The following is a 21,172-nucleotide window of genomic DNA, read 5'->3' as shown; positions in this document are numbered from 1 at the left end:
GAGTCTGAATTGGTTTTGATGATATATTGTCATAATACTTAATCTGATTTAAAGTTATTCAATTTATTGATAACTGTCAGATTAAGTATTGACTAATTCACATCATCTTATCACAGAAATTCCTGCATCCACCGTTAATTCCGTTCCGTGAATGTATGAAGCTTCTTGAGAGGCAAGAAATAAAACGGCATTAGCAATTTCGGCAGGCTCACCCAGTCTTTTGAATGGTATTGCCGGCAGAATACTTTGTATAGCACCATTAATTTGATCAGTGTTCAATCCTGTATTATTATAGATGTTTGTTTTGATATGTCCCGGACTGATGCCGTTCACACGAATACCTTTTTCCGTAAGCTCAGCTGCGAACGTTTTGATAAAAGATTGTACAGCTGATTTTGCAGAAGAATACACGGAAAAATTAGCTATCCCGACTTCGGTAACAAAAGATGTGTTTAGGATAATTGCACTTCCGGTTTTCATTAAGGGCAAAATTTGTTGAACGGTAAAAAAAGTTCCCTTTACCAACATGTTATATAACTCATCGAAATGGGCTTCATCAGCATCTGCTACCGATGCAAATTTTCCGTATCCTGCATTGATGAAAAGAAAATCAATGTTTTCCGTATATTGCTTTACTTGTTTCCGCAAGGTGAGAACATCTGTCATATTACCTGCATTAGAGACGATTCCGAAGGCATTCTGTCCTAATCGTTCTACTGCTTGATTCACTGTGTCCGCATTGCGTCCTGTGATGATGGCTTTTCCATTTTCTTTGATAAATTGCTGGGCTGTGGCAAATCCTATTCCGTTAGTTCCGCCAGTTATAAGTGCGAATTTGTCTTTAAATCTTTGCATTGTTTTTTTTTGTTTAATTTCTTTTGCAAAGATTGTGATGTAAGCTATGTCAGAAAACCCGAAACTTGCTACATTTCTAAGATACCTGTTTTTGCGCTTTCCCAGCCAATGATAGCGGTCTTTCTTGTATTGCCCCACATATATCCACCAATTTTTCCCGAAGATTGAATAACTCGGTGACAAGGGATGAGAAATGCAACAGGATTACTTCCGATAGCTGTACCAACGGCCCTGGAAGCCTTTGGACTGCCTATTTGCTCAGCAATGTTATGATAAGAAGAAAGCCTGCCCATTGGGATTTTTAAGAGTGTTTCCCAAACCTTTAGCTGAAAATCTGTGCCTTTCAAGTGTAATTTTATTTCGGGTAATTTGCTCCAGTCATTCTGAAAAATAAACAACGCATTTTGCTGTATCAGGTCTGATTTTTGGTGAAGGGTAGCGTTCGGAAATTTTTGCTTTAAATTATGTAGCGTATTGGCTTCACCATCGTCAAAAGCCATATAACAAATACCTTTTTTCGTGGAAGCAACCAGCAGGTTTCCAAACGGACTTTCTGCAAAGCTATAATTAATAGAAAGACTTTTACCACCGTTTCTGTATTCCGCAGGTGTCATTCCTTCAATGTTAATAAACAAATCATGCAACCGTCCTGTACCGGAAAGTCCTGTTTCAAAAGCAGCATCAAAAAGCGTTGCCTGCTGGTCGGTCAGTAATCTTTTGGCGTGTTCGATACTGATGTACTGAAGAAATTTTTTCGGTGTTGTTCCTGCCCAATCGCTAAACAATCGCTGAAAATGATACGGGCTTAGATGTACCTGCTCTGCAACTTCGTCCAGACTTGGTTGTGTTTTGAAATTGGTTTTAATATAATCTATTGCTTCAGCAATTCTTTGGTAATTGATTTGTTTTTGTTGGTCCATAGTTCATTTTTATTTGCCAAATGTCAGAACAATATCGCTGTAAAACAATCCGAAACTTGCTGAATGTTGTTTTTCTTTTGACGATTATTTAAGCTCATTCAACTTTCCTCAGAGTATGAAGCATGGATTTTTTAGTACTAATGTTCATTTGAAAACCAAATATTCAATTTAGCACTGAACCCGCCATTTTGTCAAACTGTTGTTGTATGCCTATATTTTATAAGTACACAGCTTTAAATACAGTTAATGGTGCTCTTCTCCTAAAATATCTCCACTAATCATATAGTTGTCCGTCAATTTAAAAACCTCCATAAATTCACTTTCTTTGATATCTACATCTGGACAAGTTTTCATTACTAACTTGATTTTAACTATTTTAATATCTTTTCCTTTAAGTGTTCTTAGTTTCCAATATTTATTAACGATTTAATTGTCATTTTCACGGATAAAAATGGATTTACCTTCTTTTATCGTTTCCAATATTTTAATATCCTTAATTTCCATTGGTTTTACATTTAATGGATTTTTGTCTAAAATCACAAAATCTGCTAATTTACCTTTGGTTAATGTGCCTTTTAAATTTTCCTCATAAAATTCATAAGCTGCGTTAATTGTTATCGCCTTGATAGCTTGATATGGCGAAACTCTTTCGGCTTCTCCAATTGTTGCTCCCGAACGAGAAACTCTGTTTACCGCTGTCCAAATGGTAAATATTGGGTCGATTGGTGTAACAGTAGCATCTGAATGGTTGGTTGGTTTGAGTCCTAATTTTATTGAACTTGCCAATGGACTTAAAAAGTATGCTCTTTCTTTACCTAAATTTCTTACGTGAACATCTCCCCAAAAATAAGCGTGATTTGTAAAAAATGAAGGTTCCATATTGTATTTTTTGAATGTAACAAGTTGGTCTGGCCTTGCAAACTGCGCGTGAATAATAATCGTTCTTCTGTCTTTATCCAATGGTTGATTTAATTTTTTACAAGCGTTTTCGTGAGCTGAAATAATCATATCAACTGTCGCATCTCCATTACAATGAATAAACAATTGATTGTCGTTTTTATAAGCCGTTACAAATAATTTATTGAGAGCTTCTTGAGTTAAACTTGGCAAGCCTCTGCAATCGTGAAAACATCCGGGAACTTCTGTTAAAAATGGTTTTGTAAAGTAAGCTGTTTTACCCTGTGGCGAACCATCAGCTACTATTTTTGTGCCTTGTACTTTAAATCCATTTTTGTACTTCTTAAATGAAAGCGAAGCATCTTTTATATTGCTTTCTAATTCCGAGTAACCAGCCAAAGAAATCAAATCTATCTTTAGTCTACCAGCATCAGCCTGAGATTGAAAAAAGTGAATAGTATTTCTGTCTGTCATTCCATCTTGCGCAGTAGTTATTCCATTTGAAGCATAATACTCTTGTGTAGTTTCAAAAAATTCTGCTTGCTTGGATGCTGATTTTTCTAACATTAACTGTACAAATGGATACATAGCTGTTTCTTGAACCAATCCAGTCGGGTCTTGTGTGTTTGGGAAACGCTGTATGTTTCCACCTTCGGGATTTTTCGTTTCGGCATTTACTTTTAATTCTTTTAATGCTAGTGAATTTGCAACACCCATATGGCCGCTTGTGTGCTGTAAATAAACTGGATTGTTTAGCAATACTTTGTCAATGTCCTTTTTAGTTGGATGACGTTTTTCTGCTAATTCTCCGTCATCATAACCCCACCCAAAGATCCATTCTCCGTCAGGGATATTTTTTTCTTCTTTATATTTTTTCAGTTCGGCTAAAATATCATCAATATTCTCGACTGTACCTACTGGTTTAGGGTTTAAATCCACCTGTCCCATTGTATTAGAAACCATACCAAAATGACTGTGAGGGTCAATAAATCCAGGCAACAGCGTTTTCCCTTTCAAGTCGATCTTGTTCAAATTAGAAAATTGTTTTTCTGCTTTTTTTAATGTTCCCACAAACGCAATTTTTCCGTCTTGTTCAACTATTGCTTCGGCATACATTGGCTCTTCGGTGTCCATTGTAATAATGTTGCCATTGAAATATAAATTTGCGGCTTGAGTTTCATTTTGACTATGTTTACTACTGTTTGCACAACCTAATAGTAACAATACAGCTAAAAAGGATATTACATTTTTATTTATCATACCTGAATTTTTTATTAAGACAATAAATCAACATAACCCCAAATTAATGTTCCTACTAAATCTGTAAGCCCAGAGATGACATATATAGTTTCGTGTAGTGGGTTTTTATCTTTTATTCCTGTTCGTTTTTTCAATAAAATTTATAATGTTTATTCGCTTCATAATTTTTGTTTTAATCACATACAACGTTCCTGCGCTTGGTGAGGTTGCGAAGTTCAGAACTGATTATTTTCTGTTAAAGATAAAATTTCTTGCAAGAAATAAACGTGAATTTACTATAAAATTCGCAGTCTTGCCAAACGCCTGCTAGCAGAAGTTGTTTATGTTTTTTAATATTCCGTCAGTAATATATTTTTCAGTTCCTTTATAATAATAGCCAAAATTTAGATAATCATTAAAACTTCCAGTATCTTCTTTATCATTAGAAAAATAATATTCAAAAAATTTACTTGGCTTAAACTCAAACTCATTTTTTTTAATTCTGCAAGTATAAAAGTTCACATCATTTTGATTTTTATATCCATAATATGAACCTTTCCATTCAGCGTCAAATAATCTGCATAACGTCTCTTCAAAATAAGCAGTTAATTCAGCTTCTAAGCTTTTCTCTTTCGTCATTATTTCTTGGGAATTCATTTTCAAGAATTAAATCAATTTCAATCTTTAAGCTGTTAATTGAGAAATCAAGATTATAACCTTTTTTTCTATATTCCATAACGAAAATTTCAGCTGTTTTTTTTGGATCATCAGTTTTTAACGGTTCTATCATACAATTTCTGCTAACGTTTTCGGGCTTTGCGTTCGGGCGGGTTTCGGAGCACAAAACTGTCAACCAGCACTGAACTTAAATAGTAGGACAAAGCTCCAAGTTTGCACGTCACCCCACCTGACGCAAAACCCGTGTTACCTGCTGTTTTTTCTTTCATTTTTGTTCAAGTTGTCAATTGTTACAGTCCCTTTGTCGTCCACAAAATATACTTTAAAGTTTAGATTATTGTCCGTGAAAAAATCTTCAACCTTTCCAATAAGTTCTTTGTATCTGTCAGTTAGTGGAAAAGCCAATGCAAGTTTAAAATTGTCATTGGTTTTGTGACGTTGATAGTTGAAAATACTTGAGAGTAAAGCCTCTGAAAACCAATGTTTGGCTTGTAGCTTTGGATTTGTTGGTTTAGGCTTTCCTTTGTCTTTGCCTTTCGTATGAACCGTTGTCGGATAACCTTTTACTTCAATTATTTCTTGCTGTCCTTGAATACTTACAATAATATCTTCGCCTCTTGCACTAATCTTGTCTGAGTTGTCTTTTAAAATTGTGTAGCCATTTTTAATGAAATAGGCAACCAATTTCTTGCTTACTTGTCCCTCGTAGAACCAGTCTTCTTGATGATTATATTCTGTCATTTTTCTTCGCTAATATTTTCATTTACTATTTCTGTTCCGTTGAAATAATAAAGGGTTGCTATGATTTGAGTTTCGCTAGAACAGTAGGAAACAGTCAAGCCAAAAACATAATTGTAGTTATCATCTGAAATGAAACCTCTTATTTTATTTATGTCGTGGTTTGAAATGGCTTCTTTTTTAGCTTCAACAACTAATAAGTGTTGCGGGTCTGCGGTGTTATCAACTCTTGTATGAATTATTATATCGGGTCTGACAGAAAGTTGTCCTTCAATTGTATTCAGTATTTTTAGATTTCCGTAAAACCTGTTGTATTCAATGTCAACATTATAATTCTCATAGTCCGTTCCCTTAAGTTCATTCTCTATATAATGAGCAAATCTGTGGCTAATACAAGTTTCGTGAAGTTTCCTGTTTAATTTTTTAGAGTTTTCTGAAATTTCTTGAGCCATTTCAACTGCTAAGTCCATATTGAAGATGTCACTATCATTGTCAATAAGTTGTCTAAGACCATTGGAAATAATCTCTTTAATAAAGTCAATTTGGATTTCAGTCGGTTGTATCATTGGTCGTGTCGTTAAAATAGCAGGTAACACCCAAATATACGCATTGCGTCAATACGAGATATATCCAGTTGCGCTTATCCTATTAGAAAAATTTTATAAATAATTGTAAATGATATAATTAAATTTTTTTACCTTTGGATAAACGCAATAATGATGATTAATCAAGATCTTACAAAACAGTTTGTCATTATTCTTCGGATGCAGCGATATGCAGACAGAAGCATCAAAACATACGCATCGCACCTTGCTTATTTTCTCAAAGTTTCTTCAAAACTAAAAACAGAGGATATTACCCAGAAACAACTGGAAGATTTTATCATTTGGTTGGTAGAGAAAAAGAATGTTGGGCAGTCTTATCAAAAAGCAATGATTGCTACCATTACCAAATTCTACAAAGAGATATTCCAGCGCAATATCAACCTGAAACATCTCTATCCTAAGAGAAAAGAAAACAAACTCCCTAAGTTCCTTACCAAAGAAGAAGTAAAAAAATACTGGCTGCCACAGAAAACCTGAAGCATAAAGCTATTCTTACCACCATCTATTCTTGCGGGCTGAGATTGAGCGAAGTGTTGGAACTTAAAATTGCCGACATCAAAACCCGTGAGAACTTGCTTCTCGTTCGCCAGGCAAAAGGCAAAAAAGATAGAGTAGTGATGCTTTCTCCGCTGTTGCTGGAACTTCTCCGGACTTACTATAAAACTTATAAGCCCAAAACTTATCTATTCGAAGGACAGGAGGGCGAGAAGTATTCCGAACGCAGTGTACAGCAGATTCTGAAAAATGCATTGATAAAAGCCAGTGTTATTTCGCCGGCATCCGTTCATACACTCCGCCATTCCTATGCCACACATCTTCTGGAAAACGGAATAGATATCAGGATAATAAAAGAACTATTGGGGCACAATAATATCAAGGCCACAGAAATCTATACCCATATTACAGATGTAAGCAGGACAAGGGTAAAAAGTCCGCTTGACCTTCTATGAAAGATTAAACTTTATGCTACCACAACTCAAGACTCATATAAGATTCATGCGGGGTAAATCCGATACAATAGCGTTATAAGTCCGATACGAGTCCGATAAACTATCAGATTTGTAAGGCAGTTTTAACGGCTTTACGACATATTTTGCATATACAGTGACCGAACCTCTTACTAAAAACACAAAATAATGGCAAGGTTAAAAAAGAACGGCAACCTGAGTGATGCCATTGGCAATATAGTATTCATCAACGATGGCGAGCGTTGCTATGTCCGCGCAAAGCCCGGCACTGTGAAGCAGACCAAAAAAACTAAGGATGCTGCCGCCGTCTTTGGATGGGTCAGCCGACAGGAAAAACAGTTTAGGTTATTTCTTCAGGACAGCCTTGGGTTTGTTCCACAGCAGTATTTTGCTGCCAGACATATGGCTAGGCTTAGGAAGACGGTCATTCAGCAGGAAGGAAGTTCTGGGAAAATGATAGCCAGGTTTCAGGAGTCTACCGCTCTTATCGGATTTGAATTTAATTCTAAACAAAAATGGGAGAGTTGCACCAACTTTTCCCCGAACTGGAAATCAATGCGAACAATGTAAGTGTCTCTATTCCTGCTATATCATGGGGAAGAGAGGTAAGGCCGCCTGCTTTCACGAACCTTGCAGCCATAGATATGCACGCGATCAGCACCGACCTCAATCAGACCTCTGTAAGTGCAGAACTGCTGTCCACACTATCTTTGAATATCAGAGGAAAAGATATCTTAATAGCGCAGGAATGGCACTTCAGCCTGCCAGCTGATACCAAGTGGTTATTGGTAATCGCCGTTATCACCTTTGACTCTAATAAAAAACAACTCTCAAAGACAGAAAAAACCGCCGGCATCTACCTTTTCGCAAAATCCATCAATAACTAAAACCAACAGAAATTTCATCTTTTAGAAAATGGCTTGAAAAATTCTCTTCCTTTGGAGGGGGGGCGCCAGGAAGAGATGGTTAAAACTTTAATACTTATTAACAAATTCTATATCTTCTGTATCAATTAATTTCTCTATCTTGGTAAAGGTATTATAAATGATAACAAAGACATTATTTATCATTTATAATTTATAATCCATCATTTATAATTATCTTTATGTCGGTTCAGCCTTATTCATTATTTTCCGATTTCGATATATACCTTTTCCGTTCGGGCAAACACACAAGGCTCTATGAAAAGTTCGGCTCACACAAGATTGAGGTAGATGGCGTTTCCGGCGTTTATTTTGCTGTTTGGGCGCCAAATGCTACAGAAGTTTCAGTCATGGGAAATTTCAACAATTGGAATTCTTTTTCGCACCATTTGGCAGGCCGCTGGGATCAATCCGGTATTTGGGAAGGCTTTATTCCAGACTTGGATTTTGGTGAAGTTTACAAATACGGAATTAGAACAACTGAAGGGATTTTGTTGGAAAAAGCCGACCCGTATGGACTTTGTTTTGAAAATGCATTGCAGGCTGGTTCTGCAGTTTGTACGACCTGGTATGAGTGGCAGGACAAAGACTGGATGGAAAAACGCTGGCGATACAACAGCCTGGAATCACCCATTTCTGTTTACGAGATGCATCTCGGTTCCTGGATGCGCGATCCTGGAAATCCGGATAGATTCCTGAGCTATGGTGAGATTGCCGATAAATTAGTTCCTTATCTCAAGGCAATGAATTTTACACATGTAGAATTTATGCCGGTGATGGAATATCCATATGATCCAAGCTGGGGTTATCAGATTACAGGTTTCTATGCAGCGACTTCACGGTTCGGTGGCCCGCAGGAATTGATGTACTTGATTTCCGAACTTCATAAAAATAATATCGGTGTTTTTCTGGATTGGGTGCCTTCCCATTTTCCAGGTGATGCTAATGGACTTCATCGTTTTGACGGCTCTTTTTTATACGAACACGAAGATCCGAGAAAAGGTTTTCATCCGGATTGGAAATCCTATATTTTTAATTACGGAAGACCTGAAGTCAAGTCATTTTTGATTTCAAATGCAATATTTTGGTTAGATCGTTATCACGCTGATGGTTTGCGTGTGGACGCTGTAACATCTATGCTTCATCTCGATTATTCCAGAAATGAAGGCGAGTGGGAACCAAACATCTATGGTGGCAATGTCAACTTGGAGGCCAAGCAATTTTTGCAGGATTTTAATGTTGCAGTTTACAAAGAATTTCCCGATGTTCAGACGATTGCAGAAGAAAGTTCCGACTTTCCAAAATTAACCAAACCTGTACACGATGACGGAATCGGTTTCGGAATGAAATGGATGATGGGATGGATGCATGATACTTTAGATTATTTCAAAGAAGACCCCATCAATAGAAAATATTATCACAACAAAATCACTTTTACGAGCACGTATATGTATAATGAAAATTACATGATGCCGTTGTCTCATGATGAGGTGGTGCATGGAAAAAGTAGTTTGATCTACAAAATGCCGGGCGACGAATGGCAAAAGTTTGCCAATCTCCGAGCGATGTATGTCTATATGTTTACGAATCCGGGAGCGAAATTATTGTTTATGGGCGATGAATTTGCCCAGACCACGGAATGGAATTTCAAAAGCTCGCTGGACTGGCATCTGCTTCAATATCCTGTTCACAAAAACCTTCAGGATTTTGTCAAAGATCTGAATCTGTTGTATAAAACACATCCGTCTTTATATGAGCTTCAATTCTCGCCGTATGGCTATGAATGGATTGACGGTGATGACCGAGACAACTCGATTTTTGTTTACCTTAGAAAAAGCAAACATGATAAAGAAGTTTTGATGACTGTCCTGAATCTTACACCAAGAAGTTTTGATTACAGAATAGGTATTGATGAAAATACAGACTGGAAAATCATTCTGAATTCCGATGATGAGAAATATAGCGGAAGCGGAGTAGAAGCTGTTATTTCTCAGAGGCTGGATGAGGGCTGGAATAACAGAAAGAACTCAATTATTCTTAGATTACCGCCTTTGTCGGGATTGGTTTTGAAACAAAGTAAATTAATCAAGAAGTCAAATATTGCAGGTTTCTTGAAACATAAAAAATAAAAATTAAGAAATATATATGAAAATATTTCACCTCTCTATGGAGTGTTATCCTGTCGCAAAAGTTGGAGGTTTGGCCGATGTGGTAGGAGCTTTACCAAAATATCAAAACAAAATGGGTCTGGATGCGAAGGTGGTGATGCCTTGGTACAACAAACCGTTTTTCTACAACCACGACTTTGAAGTTGTGTTCGATGGCTTTATTCATCAGTCGTTTCATATGTATCAGGTTCAGGTTTATAAAGAGAAAAGCAACGTTTTGGGATTCGAATTGTATCTCGTTAAGATTCCGGGATTATTGGATAGGGAAAATGTTTATGGCTATTGGGATGAGAGTGAGCAGTTTATCGCATTCCAGCACGGTGTTTTGCATTGGCTGAGTGCAATGCAGATTCGTCCGGATATTTTACATTGCCATGATTATCATACCGGGCTGGTTCCTTTTATGATAGAATACTGTTATGAATTCGGATTTCTGAAAGGCGTGAAAACCATTGGAACCATTCATAACGGTGAATATCAGGGAAGTATGGATTGGCAGATGTCCAGTTTTCTTCCACATTTTGAAGGCTGGAAATGGGGACTTCTTGATTGGAATGGCAGAATCAATCCAATGGCTACAATGATCAAGACCTGCAATGCATTCAATGCGGTTTCTGGCGGTTATCTGGAAGAATTATTCTACAGTTTTCAGGGATTGGAGCCATTGATGAATCAGGAGCGGCAAAAAGCTTTTGGGATTATCAATGGTATTGATACCGAAGTTTGGGACCCGCAAACGGACGATATGTTGAAATTTAATTATAATAAAGATTACTCGGAAGAAGGAAAATGGGAGAATAAAAAAGTGATCTGTGCAGAATACGGACTCAATCCCAACCTTCCGCTGTTCGGATTTATAGGACGTTTTGCCGGAGAAAAAGGGGCTGATCTTTTGCCGGACATTGTTGAGAAAAGCATCCAGGAAACCAATGGTTCTTTGAATCTGATTGTGCTCGGTTCTGGAAACCAACATATTGAAAACAGATTGAAGGAATTACAATATAGATTCAATATTAATTTTGCGCTGGATTTAGGCTATAAAGAATATTTGTCGCATCAGATTTATGCCTCGGCAGATTTCTTGCTCATGCCAAGCCGTGTCGAGCCTTGCGGACTGAACCAGATGTATTCTATGCGATACGGAACGGTTCCCATTGTAAGATATACGGGAGGCTTACGGGATACGGTTCAAGATATTTCAACAGGTGGAAGTGGACTTAACTTTACCACTGCTGGTGCAGATGATGCCGTTCACGCAATTAAAAGAGCTTTGCATATCTACAGCCAGAAAGACCTTATGAAAGGTTTGATTTACAGCAATATGTCGTTTGACTTCTCTTGGGAAAAATCGGCTAAGAACTATTTGGAAATGTATAATTATTGATTCAAAATTTAATAAGCAAATATTTTCGTTAACATTGGCTTAATATTTGGGAAGATTTCTTAGCTTTATAATAAATAACAGAAAATAATATATAACCAGCACATCTATGAAAGAAAGCGTAATCTCCATAGTTTTGGGAGGCGGAAGAGGAACGAGATTGTTTCCATTGACTTATACAAGGTCCAAGCCGGCGGTTCCTATTGCGGGAAAATACCGTTTGGTCGACATTCCGATTTCGAATTGCCTCAACTCCGGTCTTAACAGGATCTTGGTTTTGACCCAGTTTAATTCAGCATCATTGAATTCCCACATCAAGAACTCTTATCACTTTGACATTTTCAGCAAAGGTTTTGTGGATATCCTGGCTGCAGAACAGAATGTCGAAAACGAGAATTGGTACCAAGGAACGGCGGATGCAGTTCGCCAGACAATGAAACATCTTGAAAAATACGAATATGAATATATTTTGATTCTCTCCGGAGACCAGCTTTATCAGATGGATTTCCAAAAGATGATTAATTTTCACAAAGAGCAGGGGGGTGACATTACCATTGCTACTATTCCTGTTAATGCTAAAGATGCTACAGGCTTCGGAATTATGAAAGCAGATGAGGAAGGGAATATTACGGCTTTCACAGAAAAACCAAGTCTGGATGCCTTGAAAGACTGGAAATCTGAAACAAGCGATGAAAGCAAAGCAAAAGGAAAGGAATATCTCGCTTCGATGGGGATCTATGTTTTCACGAAAAATGTTCTCAGACAACTATTTGCAGATTATGAAGGAGATGATTTCGGTAAAGACTTCATTCCTGCTTCCATTGGTACATTGAATGTTTTGAGCTATCAATACGATGGCTACTGGACGGATATAGGAACCATTGAATCATTTTATGAAGCTAATCTTGACTTGGCACAGGATTTACCTCAATTCAATTTATTCAGTTCCAATCCAATTTACACAAGAGCGAGAATGCTTCCGCCGACAAAGATTAATGGCTCTTATGTCAGCAAAACTATTTTTGGTGACGGATGTATCATTTTAGCAGATAAGATTGAAAATTGCATCATTGGAAACAGAACCAGAGTTGACCGGGGAACAACGATCGTTAATTCTTATGTAATGGGAGCCGATTACTATCAGACAGCTAAGGAAGTTGCGGATAATGAAGAAAGCGGGAAAACAAGTATGGGAATCGGGAAGTACTGTTATATCGACAAAGCCATTTTGGATAAAAACTGCTATATCGGGAACAATGTGAGAATCATCGGAGGAAAACATCATCCAGATGGCGATTACGACACGCACTCTATCAAAGACGGAATTGTGGTCGTAAAGAAAAACGCAGTCATTCCTGACGGTACAAATATTATGTAAATAAACACATATTTAATAAGACCCTTCGGAAGCGAAGGGTTTTATTTTTTTAAATTTGGCAAATAATTTGTCTAAGATTAATTCTATATACAGCAATTAATGAAGAATATATTTTTTCTTATCGGTTTTTTATTTTTTACGTCGGCGTCTGCCCAGTTCGATAATATCAATGCAGGTGAAGTTTTGAGCTATAGAATCCATTATGGTTTTATCACTGCAGGCAATGCAACTTTGGCAACAACCAGAACTTCTTACAAGGGGCAGCCCGCTTTTTATGTCAAAGGAACGGGGAAAACAAGTGGTGCTGCAAAGGCTTTTTTCAAAGTAGAAGATGTGTATGAAAGTTACATCAATGAAAACAAAGAACCGCTATTTTATGTTAGAAACGTTTCTGAAGGCAGTTACACACAACATTTGCAAAGTACCTTTAATCCTGCAAACAATACTTTAGTTTTAGTTGATAAAAAACATACAGACAGGCCGGCGAAAACCGTTAAAGTTCCGAATGATGTACAGGATATGTTATCTTGTTTTTATTATCTAAGAAGTTTACCTTCGGAAAGTCTGAAAGTGGGTAGTGTTGTGAGAATGAATGTCTGGATTGATGACGAATTATTTCCCTTCCAGCTAAAGGTGGTTGGAACAGAAAATCTATCAACAAAATTTGGTAAGATCAATTGTCTTAAAATTATTCCTTCCGTTATCAGTGGTAGGGTTTTTAAACAGAAAGAAGGTGTTACGATGTGGGTTACCAATGACCAGAACAGAGTGCCGGTTCTTATAAAAGCCGAACTCGCAGTTGGCTCGCTCAAAGCAAGTATTGATAGTTACAGCAATGTGAAATATCCATTGAATTTTGCAAAATAATCATATTGAAAATCACTCTTTTAAGAGTGATTTTTTGTTTAAAGTTTAAATATTGTCTTAAGACAAGTTGAGCATAACAGAATAAAATTAACTTTGGTTTAAAAGAAATTCAAATGAATAAATTAAAAGTAATTACAGAAATCAATAAACCGATCGATGAGGTTTGGGACGCATTTAATAATCCGGAACATATCGTCAAATGGAACTTTGCTCACGAAAGCTGGGAATGTCCTTACGCTAAAAATGATTTGAAAGTTGGCGGGAAATTGGAGTCCAGAATGCAGGCAAAGGATGGCAGTTTCGGTTTCGATTTTATCGGGACTTATAATGAGGTTAAGGAAAATGAACTGATTAAGTATCAAATGGAAGATGGCCGGGAAGTTGAAGTTATTTTTGAACGATTATCTGATGATAAAACAAAAGTGACAGAGAACTTCGAACCGGAAAATCAAAATCCATTGGAATTCCAAAAAGATGGCTGGCAGGCAATTTTGGATAACTTTAAAAACTACTCAGAAAGTAAATCTAACTAAACTCTAATTTCTAATATCATTACCAATGAACAACAATATATTTCCTTGTTTTTGGTTTAACCAAGACGGGGCAGAAGCAGCAGAATTTTATACTTCTGTTTTCAGAAATTGCCAGATTACGGTCAATACACCAATGGTCATCAATATAGAAATCGAAGGGCAGAAAATAATGTTCCTTAATGCCGGTCCAATGTTTAAGCCTAATGTTACATTGTCTTTAATGGTAATGTGTGATTCTCCTGAAGAAGTAGAAAGTTATTATCATAGACTTGCTGAGAAAGGGAAAGTAATGATGGAATTGGATTCCTATCCATGGAGTGAAAAATATGCCTGGGTGCAGGATCAGTATGGTATTTCCTGGCAGTTATATTTTGCAGCAGAAAAAGCTAAGCAAAAAATTTCTCCTGTAATGATGTTTACAGGTAAAAATGCCGGAAAATGTAAAGAAGCCTTGGATTATTATACGACCATTTTCCCGGATTCTGAGATAGAAGGTATTATGGAATATGAAGAAGGACATGGCGATGTTGCTGGTAATGTAGCGCATTCTCAGTTTATTATTAATGGTTATGTGATGATGGCAATGGACAGTTCGCACGACCATAAAGCAGATTTTACAGAAGGAACATCAATGACTGTAATGACAAAAGATCAGGATGAAACGGATTATTATTGGGATGAATTTACCAAAGAAGGACAAGAAAGTATGTGTGGCTGGCTAAAAGATAAATATGGCTTCAGCTGGCAAATTGTTCCGCACAGATTAATAGAATTGACCAACACACACGAAGTAGAGAAAGCTCAGAAAGCTTTTGGAGCTATGATGAAAATGAATAAAATCATCATCAAAGATATAGAGGACGCTTATTATAACTCATAAAATAAAAGTTATGGAAACATTAAGGTATCAGATTGAGATTGATGCACCGGCAGAAAAAGTCTGGGATGTTCTGTGGAATGATAAAACTTATTCTCAATGGACACATTATTTCAGTCCGGGTTCTTTGATGAAAACGGATTGGGAAGTTGGAGGTAAAACGTATTTTACGGATGCAAGTGGACAAAATGGTATGGTCAGTACAATAGAACGTTTCGAAGAACCAAAGCATTTGATATTTAAACATCTTGGTGAACTTAATGATGGCGTGGAAGATGTTGACAGCGAAAAAGTGAAAGCCTGGAACGGAAGCCTGGAAGCTTATTATCTTGAAAATCATAACGGGAAAACAACACTCAAAGTTGAAGTCGATGTCGACAATAGCTATAAAGATATGATGGATGAAGGTTTCAATAAAGGATTAGAAGTCGTAAAAAATCTTTCTGAAAAATTAATTTAAAAACGCAATAATGGATAAACCGACATCAGATAAATTAGATATAGTCATTCCCGCATTTCGTGCGCACTCACAAACTTTTGTCATGGTTTTGGATGGTATTTCCGAAGAAGATGCCAAAAAAAGAATTGATGGAAAAACCAATCACATCATTTGGATGGTTGGGAATTTTGTTAATATGCGTTACAGTTTGGGTTGGGTTCTCGGACTCAAAGAAGAAGATCCTTTCAGCGAATTATTTTTCCAGGGAAAAGCTTTGGATGAAAATTTTAATTATCCAACATTAGAACAATTAAAAGATAGTTTTCATAAGATTTCTCCTTTGGTTTACCAGAAATTGCTGCAAGTTACTGACGAAGACTTAGACAAAGCTTTCCCGATGGGTATTGATGTCGACTTTTTCAAAGAAGATGTTCTCAATTTTATTGGAATGTGTATTGGAAGGGAGGATTACCTGGCCGGACAATTAGGGCTGATGAGAAAGATTCTCGGTTACGAAGGCATGAAATATAACTTCGATAAAGATTTAAAATATTAAAATGGTAAATGCTAAAAACTTTGAATACAGTTTCCATTCCAACAAATCAGCGAATGAAATTTTTCCCATTTTACAAGATGTACGCAGTTGGTGGAACGGTTTTTTCGGAGAAAAAATAACTGGAGATACAAATAAGATTGGTGACGAATTTTCTTTTTCGGCAGGAGATGGTGTCCATTTTTCAAAACAAAAATTAATTGAAATACAGCCTGATAGAGAACTTGCTTGGCTGGTCACTGAAAGCAATTTGTCTTTTATTAATGATACTCATGAATGGGAAAATACCAAAATTAAATTCAATCTGGAAAAAACTGATAACGGAACAAACGTCACATTTATACACGAAGGTTTGATTCCAAATATCGAATGTTATAAAAATTGTTCCGGCGCTTGGACTCAATATTTGGAAAATTTAGAAAAATCTTTAAATTCATAAACATTGATGAAACCAAAATCAAATGGCTTTCAGAAAGCTGACGATATCAATCTCTATTACGAAATCTATGGAGTAGGAAAGCCGTTGGTTCTGATTCACGGAGGCGGTTCATCGGGATTTTATGATTTTGAGGAAACAATTAAGAGATTAGAGAATGATTTTCAGTTGATTGTCATTGATCTACAAAATCACGGTAAGTCTGAACATCGCAATATCGCTGAAACTTTTGAACAGGATGCAAGAGATATAATGGCGGTTTTGGAGAAACTTAATATTATAAAAGCTTCTTTTTTCGGTTTCAGCAATGGTGCGACAACGGTTTTACAAATTGGTCATCTTTTTCCTGATAATGTAGAGAAAATGGTGGCTGCATCTGGTGTTACCAAACGAAACGGAATGATAGACGGTTTTTTTGAAGGGATGTCCAAAGCAAGTGTAGAGAATATTATGCAAAAACTGAAGGATAATTTCCTGAAAATCAATCCGGACGACAGGCTTTTAAAAAATATGTTTGAGAAAGACAGCCAGCGGATGATAAACTTTCAAGATATTGATGATGAGGTTTTGAAATCCATAAAAAGTCCTGTTTTCCTGATTGCAGGTGATAAAGATGTGATAAAAGTGCAACATATCGCAGAAATGAATCAGCTGATTCCAGATTCCAAAGTAATGATTTTACCGGCAGGTCACGGTAATTATATGATGGCTGATGAGAATGGAAATGCAGATACAGAACTCATCGATTTCACAATATCTCAAATCAAAAAGTTTTTAAACTCATAAAATAAGTATAACTATAAAAAAATGTAAAATGCCAAAATTAAATTCATACCTCAATTTTGACGGTACAGCAGAAGAAGCTTTCAAATTTTATCAATCTGTTTTCGGTGGCGAATTCGTAGGTGGTGTTATGAAAATGGGAAATGCACCAGGAACAGAACATCTTCCCGAAGATGAAAAAAACCGTGTGATGCACATTGCGTTGCCAATAGGAAAAGACCTCTTGATGGCTTCGGACATTGTTCCGTCTATGGGACACAAGCTCAATCAGGGAAACGGAAATTATATTTCCATTTTCCCGGAAAGTAGGGAAGAAGCAGACCGGATTTTCAATGGACTTTCTGCTGGCGGAGAAGTTGAGATGCCAATGGCTGACCAATTTTGGGGCGACTATTTCGGTAGCTTCAAAGACAAATACGGTGTTTACTGGATGGTGAATTTCAGTAAAGATTCTGGTTACGAAGGATAAATAGTTTTACACAAAGGCACAAAATAATTATTTGAATATTAATTTTTTAAGGCACAAAGTTGTATTGTTTAGCAAAATCCCTTGTTCCTTTAACCATATTAAAATCTGGACATTTGTGTCTTTGTGATTAATTAAAAAATAACTCTATGGAAAAAGTTGCAGCAAAAGCTTCTATCGGAATCCAGAAGCCTGTTTCAGAAGTATTTGAAGCGATTGTCAATCCGGAAATAATGCGGAATTATTTCATTTCCAAAGGTTCCGGAAGAATGGAAGCCGGTAAAGAAATCTTCTGGTCTTTCCCCGAATTTGATGGTTCTTATCCATTGACAACGAAAGAAATAATTCCCAATGAAAAAATTGTTTTGGTTTGGGATCCAGAATCTGTTGTGACAATTGAATTACAACAGTTGTCTGAAAATAACACAGTGATAAAAGTTGCCGAAGAAGGGCATAGCAATGATGAAAAAGGGATAAAGTGGGCAATCGGTCAAACTGAAGGCTGGGCCAATTTTCTGGCTTGTATGAAAGCGTGGCTGGAATACGGGATTCATCTAAGAAAAGGTGCTTTCGACTTTATGAAAACTAACTAAAATTAAAGCTTTGCGATTGCAAGGCTTTTTTATTTTAATGGTTCATAGATCAATTGCACAACTCCTGACTTAAAGATATTTGTTTTTATCAGTTTGAGATTGAGTCGCTCGGTTAAGTCTTCAAACAATGGTTTTCCGCTTCCTAATGCTATTGGATGGACAGAAATTCGGTATATATCTACAAGATTTGATTGAATGAATGTTTTAATCAAACTTGCACCACCATACAACCAGATATCTTTTCCGGCTTCTTTTTTTATTTCTTCAACTTTTGTCTGTATACCAGAATTAATGAAAGTCGCATTTTCATCTTGTCTGTTTTGTTTTGAGAAAACGTATTTTTTCTTTGAGTGAACATTACTCCAAAGATTCTTTTCGACGTCATCGGCACTGCTTTCTGGTTTAAAATTTCCCCAGGCATCATAACTTATTCGCCCATAGAAAATGGTGTCAACAGAAGATAGAAATCCGTCAAAGTCCATATCATCATCCATAATGCACCAATCGATTTCTCCATTAGGACCTTCTATAAAACCGTCTAAAGTTACCGCTAAGTCTAATATTATTTTTCTCATTTTTCGTAATAAATATTTTAATTCTGAAAATTTTAAAATTACAAAATTGCGAGTAACTTTCTATAGTGTGACAGATCTTTCTAGGCTGCGCAGTTGCGCCCCGACCTGAGTAGAGCTCTTTTTGTTATTGCGATTGTATAAAAGTTCAACAGATTGCTTCACTTCGCTCGCAATGACAAAAAAGCGGGAACGGAGGGCGGATAAAGGCGCCCAAATAATTATTTAAAGTAAAAGATTCGAGGTTGCGTCTTCCTAAATGTAAAACGTAAAACTTTAAAAAAATGAAAAAAGGAATTTTAGCAATTGCAGGTTTAGCAGCTATCGCAATCATAGCCAAAAAAGCACAAAAAAGAAAAGCATTCGTAAGAGGAATCTTCGACGAGTATGACGTGAAAGAAAGAACGCCGTTCGGATTTGCAGACAGAATCAGAACTATGAATGACGAAGAATACAACTCACTGAAAGAAAAAGTGAGAACGCAATTCGGAAGAGGTTGCTGTAAGCCAAGATCTGCAGAATAATTTTTTAGAAATTAAATTAAATTGTTAAAAAACGGGAAGTGAGAACTTTCCGTTTTTTTTTCTTTTATTTCTTGCAAATCAGGCAAATTTTGCAGATTTTCTACCTGCGTAATCTGTGAAATCAACGAGAAATTAATTTTTGAGTGTTATTAAAATGAACGGAATCCTTAAATTTGCTTTGTGAAGGATTACTACTACTTTCTCGGAATTCCTCAAAATGCTTCAGCAGAAGACATCAAAAAAGCCTACAGAAAACTGTCTCTGAAGTATCATCCCGATAAAAATGAAAATGACGAGTTCTTTTCGGATAGATTCAGGGAAATTCAGGAAGCTTATGAAACACTGACTGACACGGATAGAAGACGACTTTATGACCAGAATCTCAGCAATCAACAACGAAATGTAAAAAGCATTTTACCTCCGAAAATCAAAAATTTTTCTGCGAGTAAAATCCGGGCGAAAGTGGGCGAAGAAATAACAGTTTACTGGAATACTTACGATGCTGATCTGGTGAAAATAGTCCCTTTTGGATTAGAAAAACCGAATGGTGAAAGGACAATTCGAATTAAGGAATTTGATTCTCAAGGGAAATTCCAGATTTTGCTTCACGCGACCAATACAGTTCTTCACAAAACGATTGTTCAGGGCATTACGATTACAGAGCTAGCAGAATCTGAATCTGGTTCTGATGAAAAAGAGTCGTTGCACAATCCATCTGAATCTTTCCAAAAATCACCCAAAAAAGAAAACCAATCTAAAAGACTGGTTTCTGTTATTGTATTTTTAGCACTAATTGCTATGATTATCTGGCTGATGTTTAACTGATTTTCAGTCTGCCGGGACATTTTTTACAACGTTTTCCTTTCTTGAATTTTTTACAGCATTTTTTCTTGTCACAATACATTACTTCACCACTTCTGTAAGCCGGAGCCAAAGGTGCAATCTTGAAAGGAATAACTGTTGGAATCATGACTGCAAATATAAAGTAATTTAGACTAAATACAAATTAAAAGCAAAAAATTCCTTAATTAATTAACAACTAATGAATTAGTTTTATGTTTTAAGGGCTTATTTTAAATAAGGCGCTATCACTTTTGTCCAAAGTCTGTAACCTTCGGGCTTCATATGCAGCATGTCTCCCTTGAAGATATCGGTTCTTACTTTACCGTTTTCGTCATTCATTACTTTGGTAATGTCAATATATTTTGCTCTTTTTTGAGTTTTTAGGTAAGCTTCTATAGATTCATTAAGTTCTTTCATTTGAGGCCAGAATTGTTCACGACTTGGCGAATATTTGATGGAAACATAAGCAACAGGAACCTTCGGATACTTTGATCTGATCTTTTCAAAGAATATCTTGAATCTTTCCAGAACTTCGGCCGGAGTTGGATTGTCAGTTGCAATATCATTTTCTCCGCAATAGATAACGATTTGTTTAGGATTGTACGGATCTAATAGATCATCAGCATAATTATTAAGATCTAATAATCGGGAACCTCCAAAACCTCTGTTGATAATAGTTTTTCCAGGAAAATAATCATTAACATCTTTCCAGTAAGTGAAAGAAGAACTTCCTACGAATAGAATTGGTTTTTTCGGAATTCCGTTGGTTTGATCTAATTTTTTGAATTCTTGAATCTCTTTCCAGTAAGGTTTATCCTGAGCAAAGAATAGGAGAGAGTTGAGAATCAGTGCCAAGAAAAAAAACTTTTTGAAAAGCTGTCTGTTGTATTTCATTTTTAAATTTTTAAATTTTCAAGATAAAAAAAATCAGCTGCA

The 21,172-nt window shown here is 36.4% G+C and carries 27 protein-coding genes; 18 read left to right on the top strand and 9 right to left on the bottom strand.

Translation table 11 applies throughout. The annotated features are described in order from the left end of the window. Positions 1-102: 102 nt before the first annotated feature. From AC5P2S_RS11360 to AC5P2S_RS11335, 6 genes are all read right to left on the bottom strand, one after another. Positions 103-855: an SDR family oxidoreductase gene (locus AC5P2S_RS11360; RefSeq protein WP_494554916.1), complete on the bottom strand. Its 753-nt coding sequence runs from the start codon at positions 853-855 to the stop codon at positions 103-105. A 68-nt stretch (positions 856-923) separates the two neighbouring features. Next, positions 924-1,775, bottom strand: coding sequence for a methylated-DNA--[protein]-cysteine S-methyltransferase (locus tag AC5P2S_RS11355; RefSeq protein ID WP_494554915.1), 852 nt, complete (start codon positions 1,773-1,775; stop codon positions 924-926). Between the two features lie 426 nt (positions 1,776-2,201). Beyond that, positions 2,202-3,932, bottom strand: a complete 1,731-nt coding sequence (locus AC5P2S_RS11350) for an amidohydrolase (RefSeq protein ID WP_494554914.1) — start codon at positions 3,930-3,932, stop codon at positions 2,202-2,204. A gap of 306 nt (positions 3,933-4,238) precedes the next feature. Next, positions 4,239-4,568, bottom strand: coding sequence for a hypothetical protein (locus tag AC5P2S_RS11345; RefSeq protein ID WP_494554913.1), 330 nt, complete (start codon positions 4,566-4,568; stop codon positions 4,239-4,241). Positions 4,569-4,835: 267 nt separating this feature from the next. Then, the gene (locus AC5P2S_RS11340; RefSeq protein WP_494554912.1) at positions 4,836-5,330 is read right to left on the bottom strand and encodes a hypothetical protein; all 495 of its coding nucleotides are present in this window, start codon (positions 5,328-5,330) and stop codon (positions 4,836-4,838) included. Beyond that, the gene (locus AC5P2S_RS11335) at positions 5,327-5,797 is read right to left on the bottom strand and encodes a hypothetical protein (RefSeq protein ID WP_494554911.1); all 471 of its coding nucleotides are present in this window, start codon (positions 5,795-5,797) and stop codon (positions 5,327-5,329) included. Before AC5P2S_RS11335 ends, AC5P2S_RS11340 begins: the two co-directional genes overlap by 4 nt. Before the next feature lie 249 nt (positions 5,798-6,046). On the opposite strand from AC5P2S_RS11335, the gene AC5P2S_RS11330 reads away from it, so the two are divergent. The 16 genes from AC5P2S_RS11330 (at position 6,047) to AC5P2S_RS11255 (ending at position 18,297) form a co-directional block, all read left to right on the top strand. Beyond that, complete coding sequence (locus AC5P2S_RS11330) at positions 6,047-6,409, top strand: phage integrase N-terminal SAM-like domain-containing protein (RefSeq protein WP_494554910.1); 363 nt, start codon at positions 6,047-6,049, stop codon at positions 6,407-6,409. After that, entirely contained in the window at positions 6,385-6,882 is a 498-nt protein-coding gene (locus AC5P2S_RS11325) for a tyrosine-type recombinase/integrase (RefSeq protein ID WP_494557026.1), read from the top strand. Before AC5P2S_RS11330 ends, AC5P2S_RS11325 begins: the two co-directional genes overlap by 25 nt. A gap of 288 nt (positions 6,883-7,170) precedes the next feature. Next, positions 7,171-7,470 (top strand): hypothetical protein, encoded by a 300-nt coding sequence (locus tag AC5P2S_RS11320; RefSeq protein ID WP_494554909.1) that lies wholly within the window; start codon positions 7,171-7,173, stop codon positions 7,468-7,470. Next, complete coding sequence (locus AC5P2S_RS11315; protein ID WP_494554908.1) at positions 7,416-7,787, top strand: hypothetical protein; 372 nt, start codon at positions 7,416-7,418, stop codon at positions 7,785-7,787. Before AC5P2S_RS11320 ends, AC5P2S_RS11315 begins: the two co-directional genes overlap by 55 nt. A gap of 218 nt (positions 7,788-8,005) precedes the next feature. Continuing rightward, the gene (glgB, locus tag AC5P2S_RS11310; RefSeq protein ID WP_494554907.1) at positions 8,006-9,952 is read left to right on the top strand and encodes a 1,4-alpha-glucan branching protein GlgB; all 1,947 of its coding nucleotides are present in this window, start codon (positions 8,006-8,008) and stop codon (positions 9,950-9,952) included. 16 nt (positions 9,953-9,968) lie between these two features. Then, positions 9,969-11,375 (top strand): glycogen synthase, encoded by a 1,407-nt coding sequence (locus tag AC5P2S_RS11305; protein ID WP_283417921.1) that lies wholly within the window; start codon positions 9,969-9,971, stop codon positions 11,373-11,375. Between the two features lie 106 nt (positions 11,376-11,481). Continuing rightward, positions 11,482-12,750 carry a glucose-1-phosphate adenylyltransferase gene (locus tag AC5P2S_RS11300; RefSeq protein WP_283417922.1) on the top strand — a complete coding sequence of 423 codons (1,269 nt, stop codon included), beginning with the start codon at positions 11,482-11,484 and terminating at the stop codon, positions 12,748-12,750. A gap of 99 nt (positions 12,751-12,849) precedes the next feature. Then, complete coding sequence (locus tag AC5P2S_RS11295) at positions 12,850-13,617, top strand: DUF3108 domain-containing protein (protein ID WP_494554906.1); 768 nt, start codon at positions 12,850-12,852, stop codon at positions 13,615-13,617. Positions 13,618-13,730: 113 nt separating this feature from the next. Then, positions 13,731-14,150: an SRPBCC family protein gene (locus AC5P2S_RS11290; protein WP_494554905.1), complete on the top strand. Its 420-nt coding sequence runs from the start codon at positions 13,731-13,733 to the stop codon at positions 14,148-14,150. Between the two features lie 25 nt (positions 14,151-14,175). Next, positions 14,176-15,030 (top strand): VOC family protein, encoded by an 855-nt coding sequence (locus AC5P2S_RS11285; protein WP_494554904.1) that lies wholly within the window; start codon positions 14,176-14,178, stop codon positions 15,028-15,030. Positions 15,031-15,040: 10 nt separating this feature from the next. Then, entirely contained in the window at positions 15,041-15,487 is a 447-nt protein-coding gene (locus tag AC5P2S_RS11280; RefSeq protein WP_494554903.1) for an SRPBCC family protein, read from the top strand. 10 nt (positions 15,488-15,497) lie between these two features. Continuing rightward, on the top strand, positions 15,498-16,022 hold the full coding sequence (locus AC5P2S_RS11275) for a DinB family protein (RefSeq protein ID WP_494554902.1): 525 nt from the start codon (positions 15,498-15,500) through the stop codon (positions 16,020-16,022). Between the two features lies 1 nt (position 16,023). Then, entirely contained in the window at positions 16,024-16,458 is a 435-nt protein-coding gene (locus tag AC5P2S_RS11270) for an SRPBCC family protein (protein WP_494554901.1), read from the top strand. A gap of 6 nt (positions 16,459-16,464) precedes the next feature. Further along, positions 16,465-17,241 carry an alpha/beta fold hydrolase gene (locus AC5P2S_RS11265; RefSeq protein ID WP_494554900.1) on the top strand — a complete coding sequence of 259 codons (777 nt, stop codon included), beginning with the start codon at positions 16,465-16,467 and terminating at the stop codon, positions 17,239-17,241. Between the two features lie 28 nt (positions 17,242-17,269). Continuing rightward, positions 17,270-17,707, top strand: coding sequence for a VOC family protein (locus AC5P2S_RS11260; protein ID WP_283417930.1), 438 nt, complete (start codon positions 17,270-17,272; stop codon positions 17,705-17,707). Positions 17,708-17,853: 146 nt separating this feature from the next. Then, positions 17,854-18,297 carry an SRPBCC domain-containing protein gene (locus tag AC5P2S_RS11255; protein ID WP_494554899.1) on the top strand — a complete coding sequence of 148 codons (444 nt, stop codon included), beginning with the start codon at positions 17,854-17,856 and terminating at the stop codon, positions 18,295-18,297. Positions 18,298-18,326: 29 nt separating this feature from the next. Here the strand turns inward: AC5P2S_RS11255 and AC5P2S_RS11250 are convergent, their stop codons facing one another. Then, complete coding sequence (locus AC5P2S_RS11250) at positions 18,327-18,872, bottom strand: dihydrofolate reductase family protein (RefSeq protein ID WP_494554898.1); 546 nt, start codon at positions 18,870-18,872, stop codon at positions 18,327-18,329. A gap of 281 nt (positions 18,873-19,153) precedes the next feature. Here AC5P2S_RS11250 and AC5P2S_RS11245 point away from each other — a divergent pair, with 281 nt between their 5' ends. Together AC5P2S_RS11245 and AC5P2S_RS11240 are read left to right on the top strand one after the other, a co-directional pair. Beyond that, positions 19,154-19,393: a hypothetical protein gene (locus AC5P2S_RS11245; RefSeq protein WP_283417933.1), complete on the top strand. Its 240-nt coding sequence runs from the start codon at positions 19,154-19,156 to the stop codon at positions 19,391-19,393. A 180-nt stretch (positions 19,394-19,573) separates the two neighbouring features. Further along, on the top strand, positions 19,574-20,218 hold the full coding sequence (locus AC5P2S_RS11240) for a J domain-containing protein (RefSeq protein WP_494554897.1): 645 nt from the start codon (positions 19,574-19,576) through the stop codon (positions 20,216-20,218). On the opposite strand, the gene AC5P2S_RS11235 is transcribed toward AC5P2S_RS11240, so the two are convergent. Beyond that, a complete protein-coding gene (locus AC5P2S_RS11235) occupies positions 20,211-20,363 on the bottom strand; it encodes a hypothetical protein (RefSeq protein ID WP_494554896.1) in 153 nt (50 codons plus the stop codon). The genes AC5P2S_RS11240 and AC5P2S_RS11235 overlap by 8 nt on opposite strands. Before the next feature lie 98 nt (positions 20,364-20,461). Beyond that, positions 20,462-21,130 (bottom strand): GDSL-type esterase/lipase family protein, encoded by a 669-nt coding sequence (locus AC5P2S_RS11230; protein WP_494554895.1) that lies wholly within the window; start codon positions 21,128-21,130, stop codon positions 20,462-20,464. Between the last annotated feature and the right edge of the window lie 42 nt (positions 21,131-21,172).

Source organism: Epilithonimonas sp. 33E, assembly GCF_059372615.1.
The sequence above is the reverse complement of the archived record's forward strand: the minus strand, read 5'-3'. Positions and strand labels throughout refer to the sequence as shown.

What these genes read in the sequence shown, in the direction of transcription:
- AC5P2S_RS11360 (WP_494554916.1), bottom strand. Translation starts at nt 855, where the DNA reads ATGCAAAGATTTAAAGACAAATTCGCACTTATAACTGGCGGAACTAAC.
- AC5P2S_RS11255 (WP_494554899.1), top strand. Translation starts at nt 17,854, where the DNA reads ATGGAAAAAGTTGCAGCAAAAGCTTCTATCGGAATCCAGAAGCCTGTT.
- AC5P2S_RS11245 (WP_283417933.1), top strand. Translation starts at nt 19,154, where the DNA reads ATGAAAAAAGGAATTTTAGCAATTGCAGGTTTAGCAGCTATCGCAATC.
- AC5P2S_RS11260 (WP_283417930.1), top strand. Translation starts at nt 17,270, where the DNA reads ATGCCAAAATTAAATTCATACCTCAATTTTGACGGTACAGCAGAAGAA.
- AC5P2S_RS11285 (WP_494554904.1), top strand. Translation starts at nt 14,176, where the DNA reads ATGAACAACAATATATTTCCTTGTTTTTGGTTTAACCAAGACGGGGCA.
- AC5P2S_RS11330 (WP_494554910.1), top strand. Translation starts at nt 6,047, where the DNA reads ATGATTAATCAAGATCTTACAAAACAGTTTGTCATTATTCTTCGGATG.
- glgB (WP_494554907.1), top strand. Translation starts at nt 8,006, where the DNA reads ATGTCGGTTCAGCCTTATTCATTATTTTCCGATTTCGATATATACCTT.
- AC5P2S_RS11250 (WP_494554898.1), bottom strand. Translation starts at nt 18,872, where the DNA reads ATGAGAAAAATAATATTAGACTTAGCGGTAACTTTAGACGGTTTTATA.
- AC5P2S_RS11280 (WP_494554903.1), top strand. Translation starts at nt 15,041, where the DNA reads ATGGAAACATTAAGGTATCAGATTGAGATTGATGCACCGGCAGAAAAA.
- AC5P2S_RS11270 (WP_494554901.1), top strand. Translation starts at nt 16,024, where the DNA reads ATGGTAAATGCTAAAAACTTTGAATACAGTTTCCATTCCAACAAATCA.
- AC5P2S_RS11345 (WP_494554913.1), bottom strand. Translation starts at nt 4,568, where the DNA reads ATGAATTCCCAAGAAATAATGACGAAAGAGAAAAGCTTAGAAGCTGAA.
- AC5P2S_RS11305 (WP_283417921.1), top strand. Translation starts at nt 9,969, where the DNA reads ATGAAAATATTTCACCTCTCTATGGAGTGTTATCCTGTCGCAAAAGTT.
- AC5P2S_RS11335 (WP_494554911.1), bottom strand. Translation starts at nt 5,797, where the DNA reads ATGGACTTAGCAGTTGAAATGGCTCAAGAAATTTCAGAAAACTCTAAA.
- AC5P2S_RS11235 (WP_494554896.1), bottom strand. Translation starts at nt 20,363, where the DNA reads ATGATTCCAACAGTTATTCCTTTCAAGATTGCACCTTTGGCTCCGGCT.
- AC5P2S_RS11350 (WP_494554914.1), bottom strand. Translation starts at nt 3,932, where the DNA reads ATGATAAATAAAAATGTAATATCCTTTTTAGCTGTATTGTTACTATTA.
- AC5P2S_RS11265 (WP_494554900.1), top strand. Translation starts at nt 16,465, where the DNA reads ATGAAACCAAAATCAAATGGCTTTCAGAAAGCTGACGATATCAATCTC.
- AC5P2S_RS11340 (WP_494554912.1), bottom strand. Translation starts at nt 5,330, where the DNA reads ATGACAGAATATAATCATCAAGAAGACTGGTTCTACGAGGGACAAGTA.
- AC5P2S_RS11230 (WP_494554895.1), bottom strand. Translation starts at nt 21,130, where the DNA reads ATGAAATACAACAGACAGCTTTTCAAAAAGTTTTTTTTCTTGGCACTG.
- AC5P2S_RS11295 (WP_494554906.1), top strand. Translation starts at nt 12,850, where the DNA reads ATGAAGAATATATTTTTTCTTATCGGTTTTTTATTTTTTACGTCGGCG.
- AC5P2S_RS11355 (WP_494554915.1), bottom strand. Translation starts at nt 1,775, where the DNA reads ATGGACCAACAAAAACAAATCAATTACCAAAGAATTGCTGAAGCAATA.
- AC5P2S_RS11300 (WP_283417922.1), top strand. Translation starts at nt 11,482, where the DNA reads ATGAAAGAAAGCGTAATCTCCATAGTTTTGGGAGGCGGAAGAGGAACG.
- AC5P2S_RS11315 (WP_494554908.1), top strand. Translation starts at nt 7,416, where the DNA reads ATGGGAGAGTTGCACCAACTTTTCCCCGAACTGGAAATCAATGCGAAC.
- AC5P2S_RS11275 (WP_494554902.1), top strand. Translation starts at nt 15,498, where the DNA reads ATGGATAAACCGACATCAGATAAATTAGATATAGTCATTCCCGCATTT.
- AC5P2S_RS11290 (WP_494554905.1), top strand. Translation starts at nt 13,731, where the DNA reads ATGAATAAATTAAAAGTAATTACAGAAATCAATAAACCGATCGATGAG.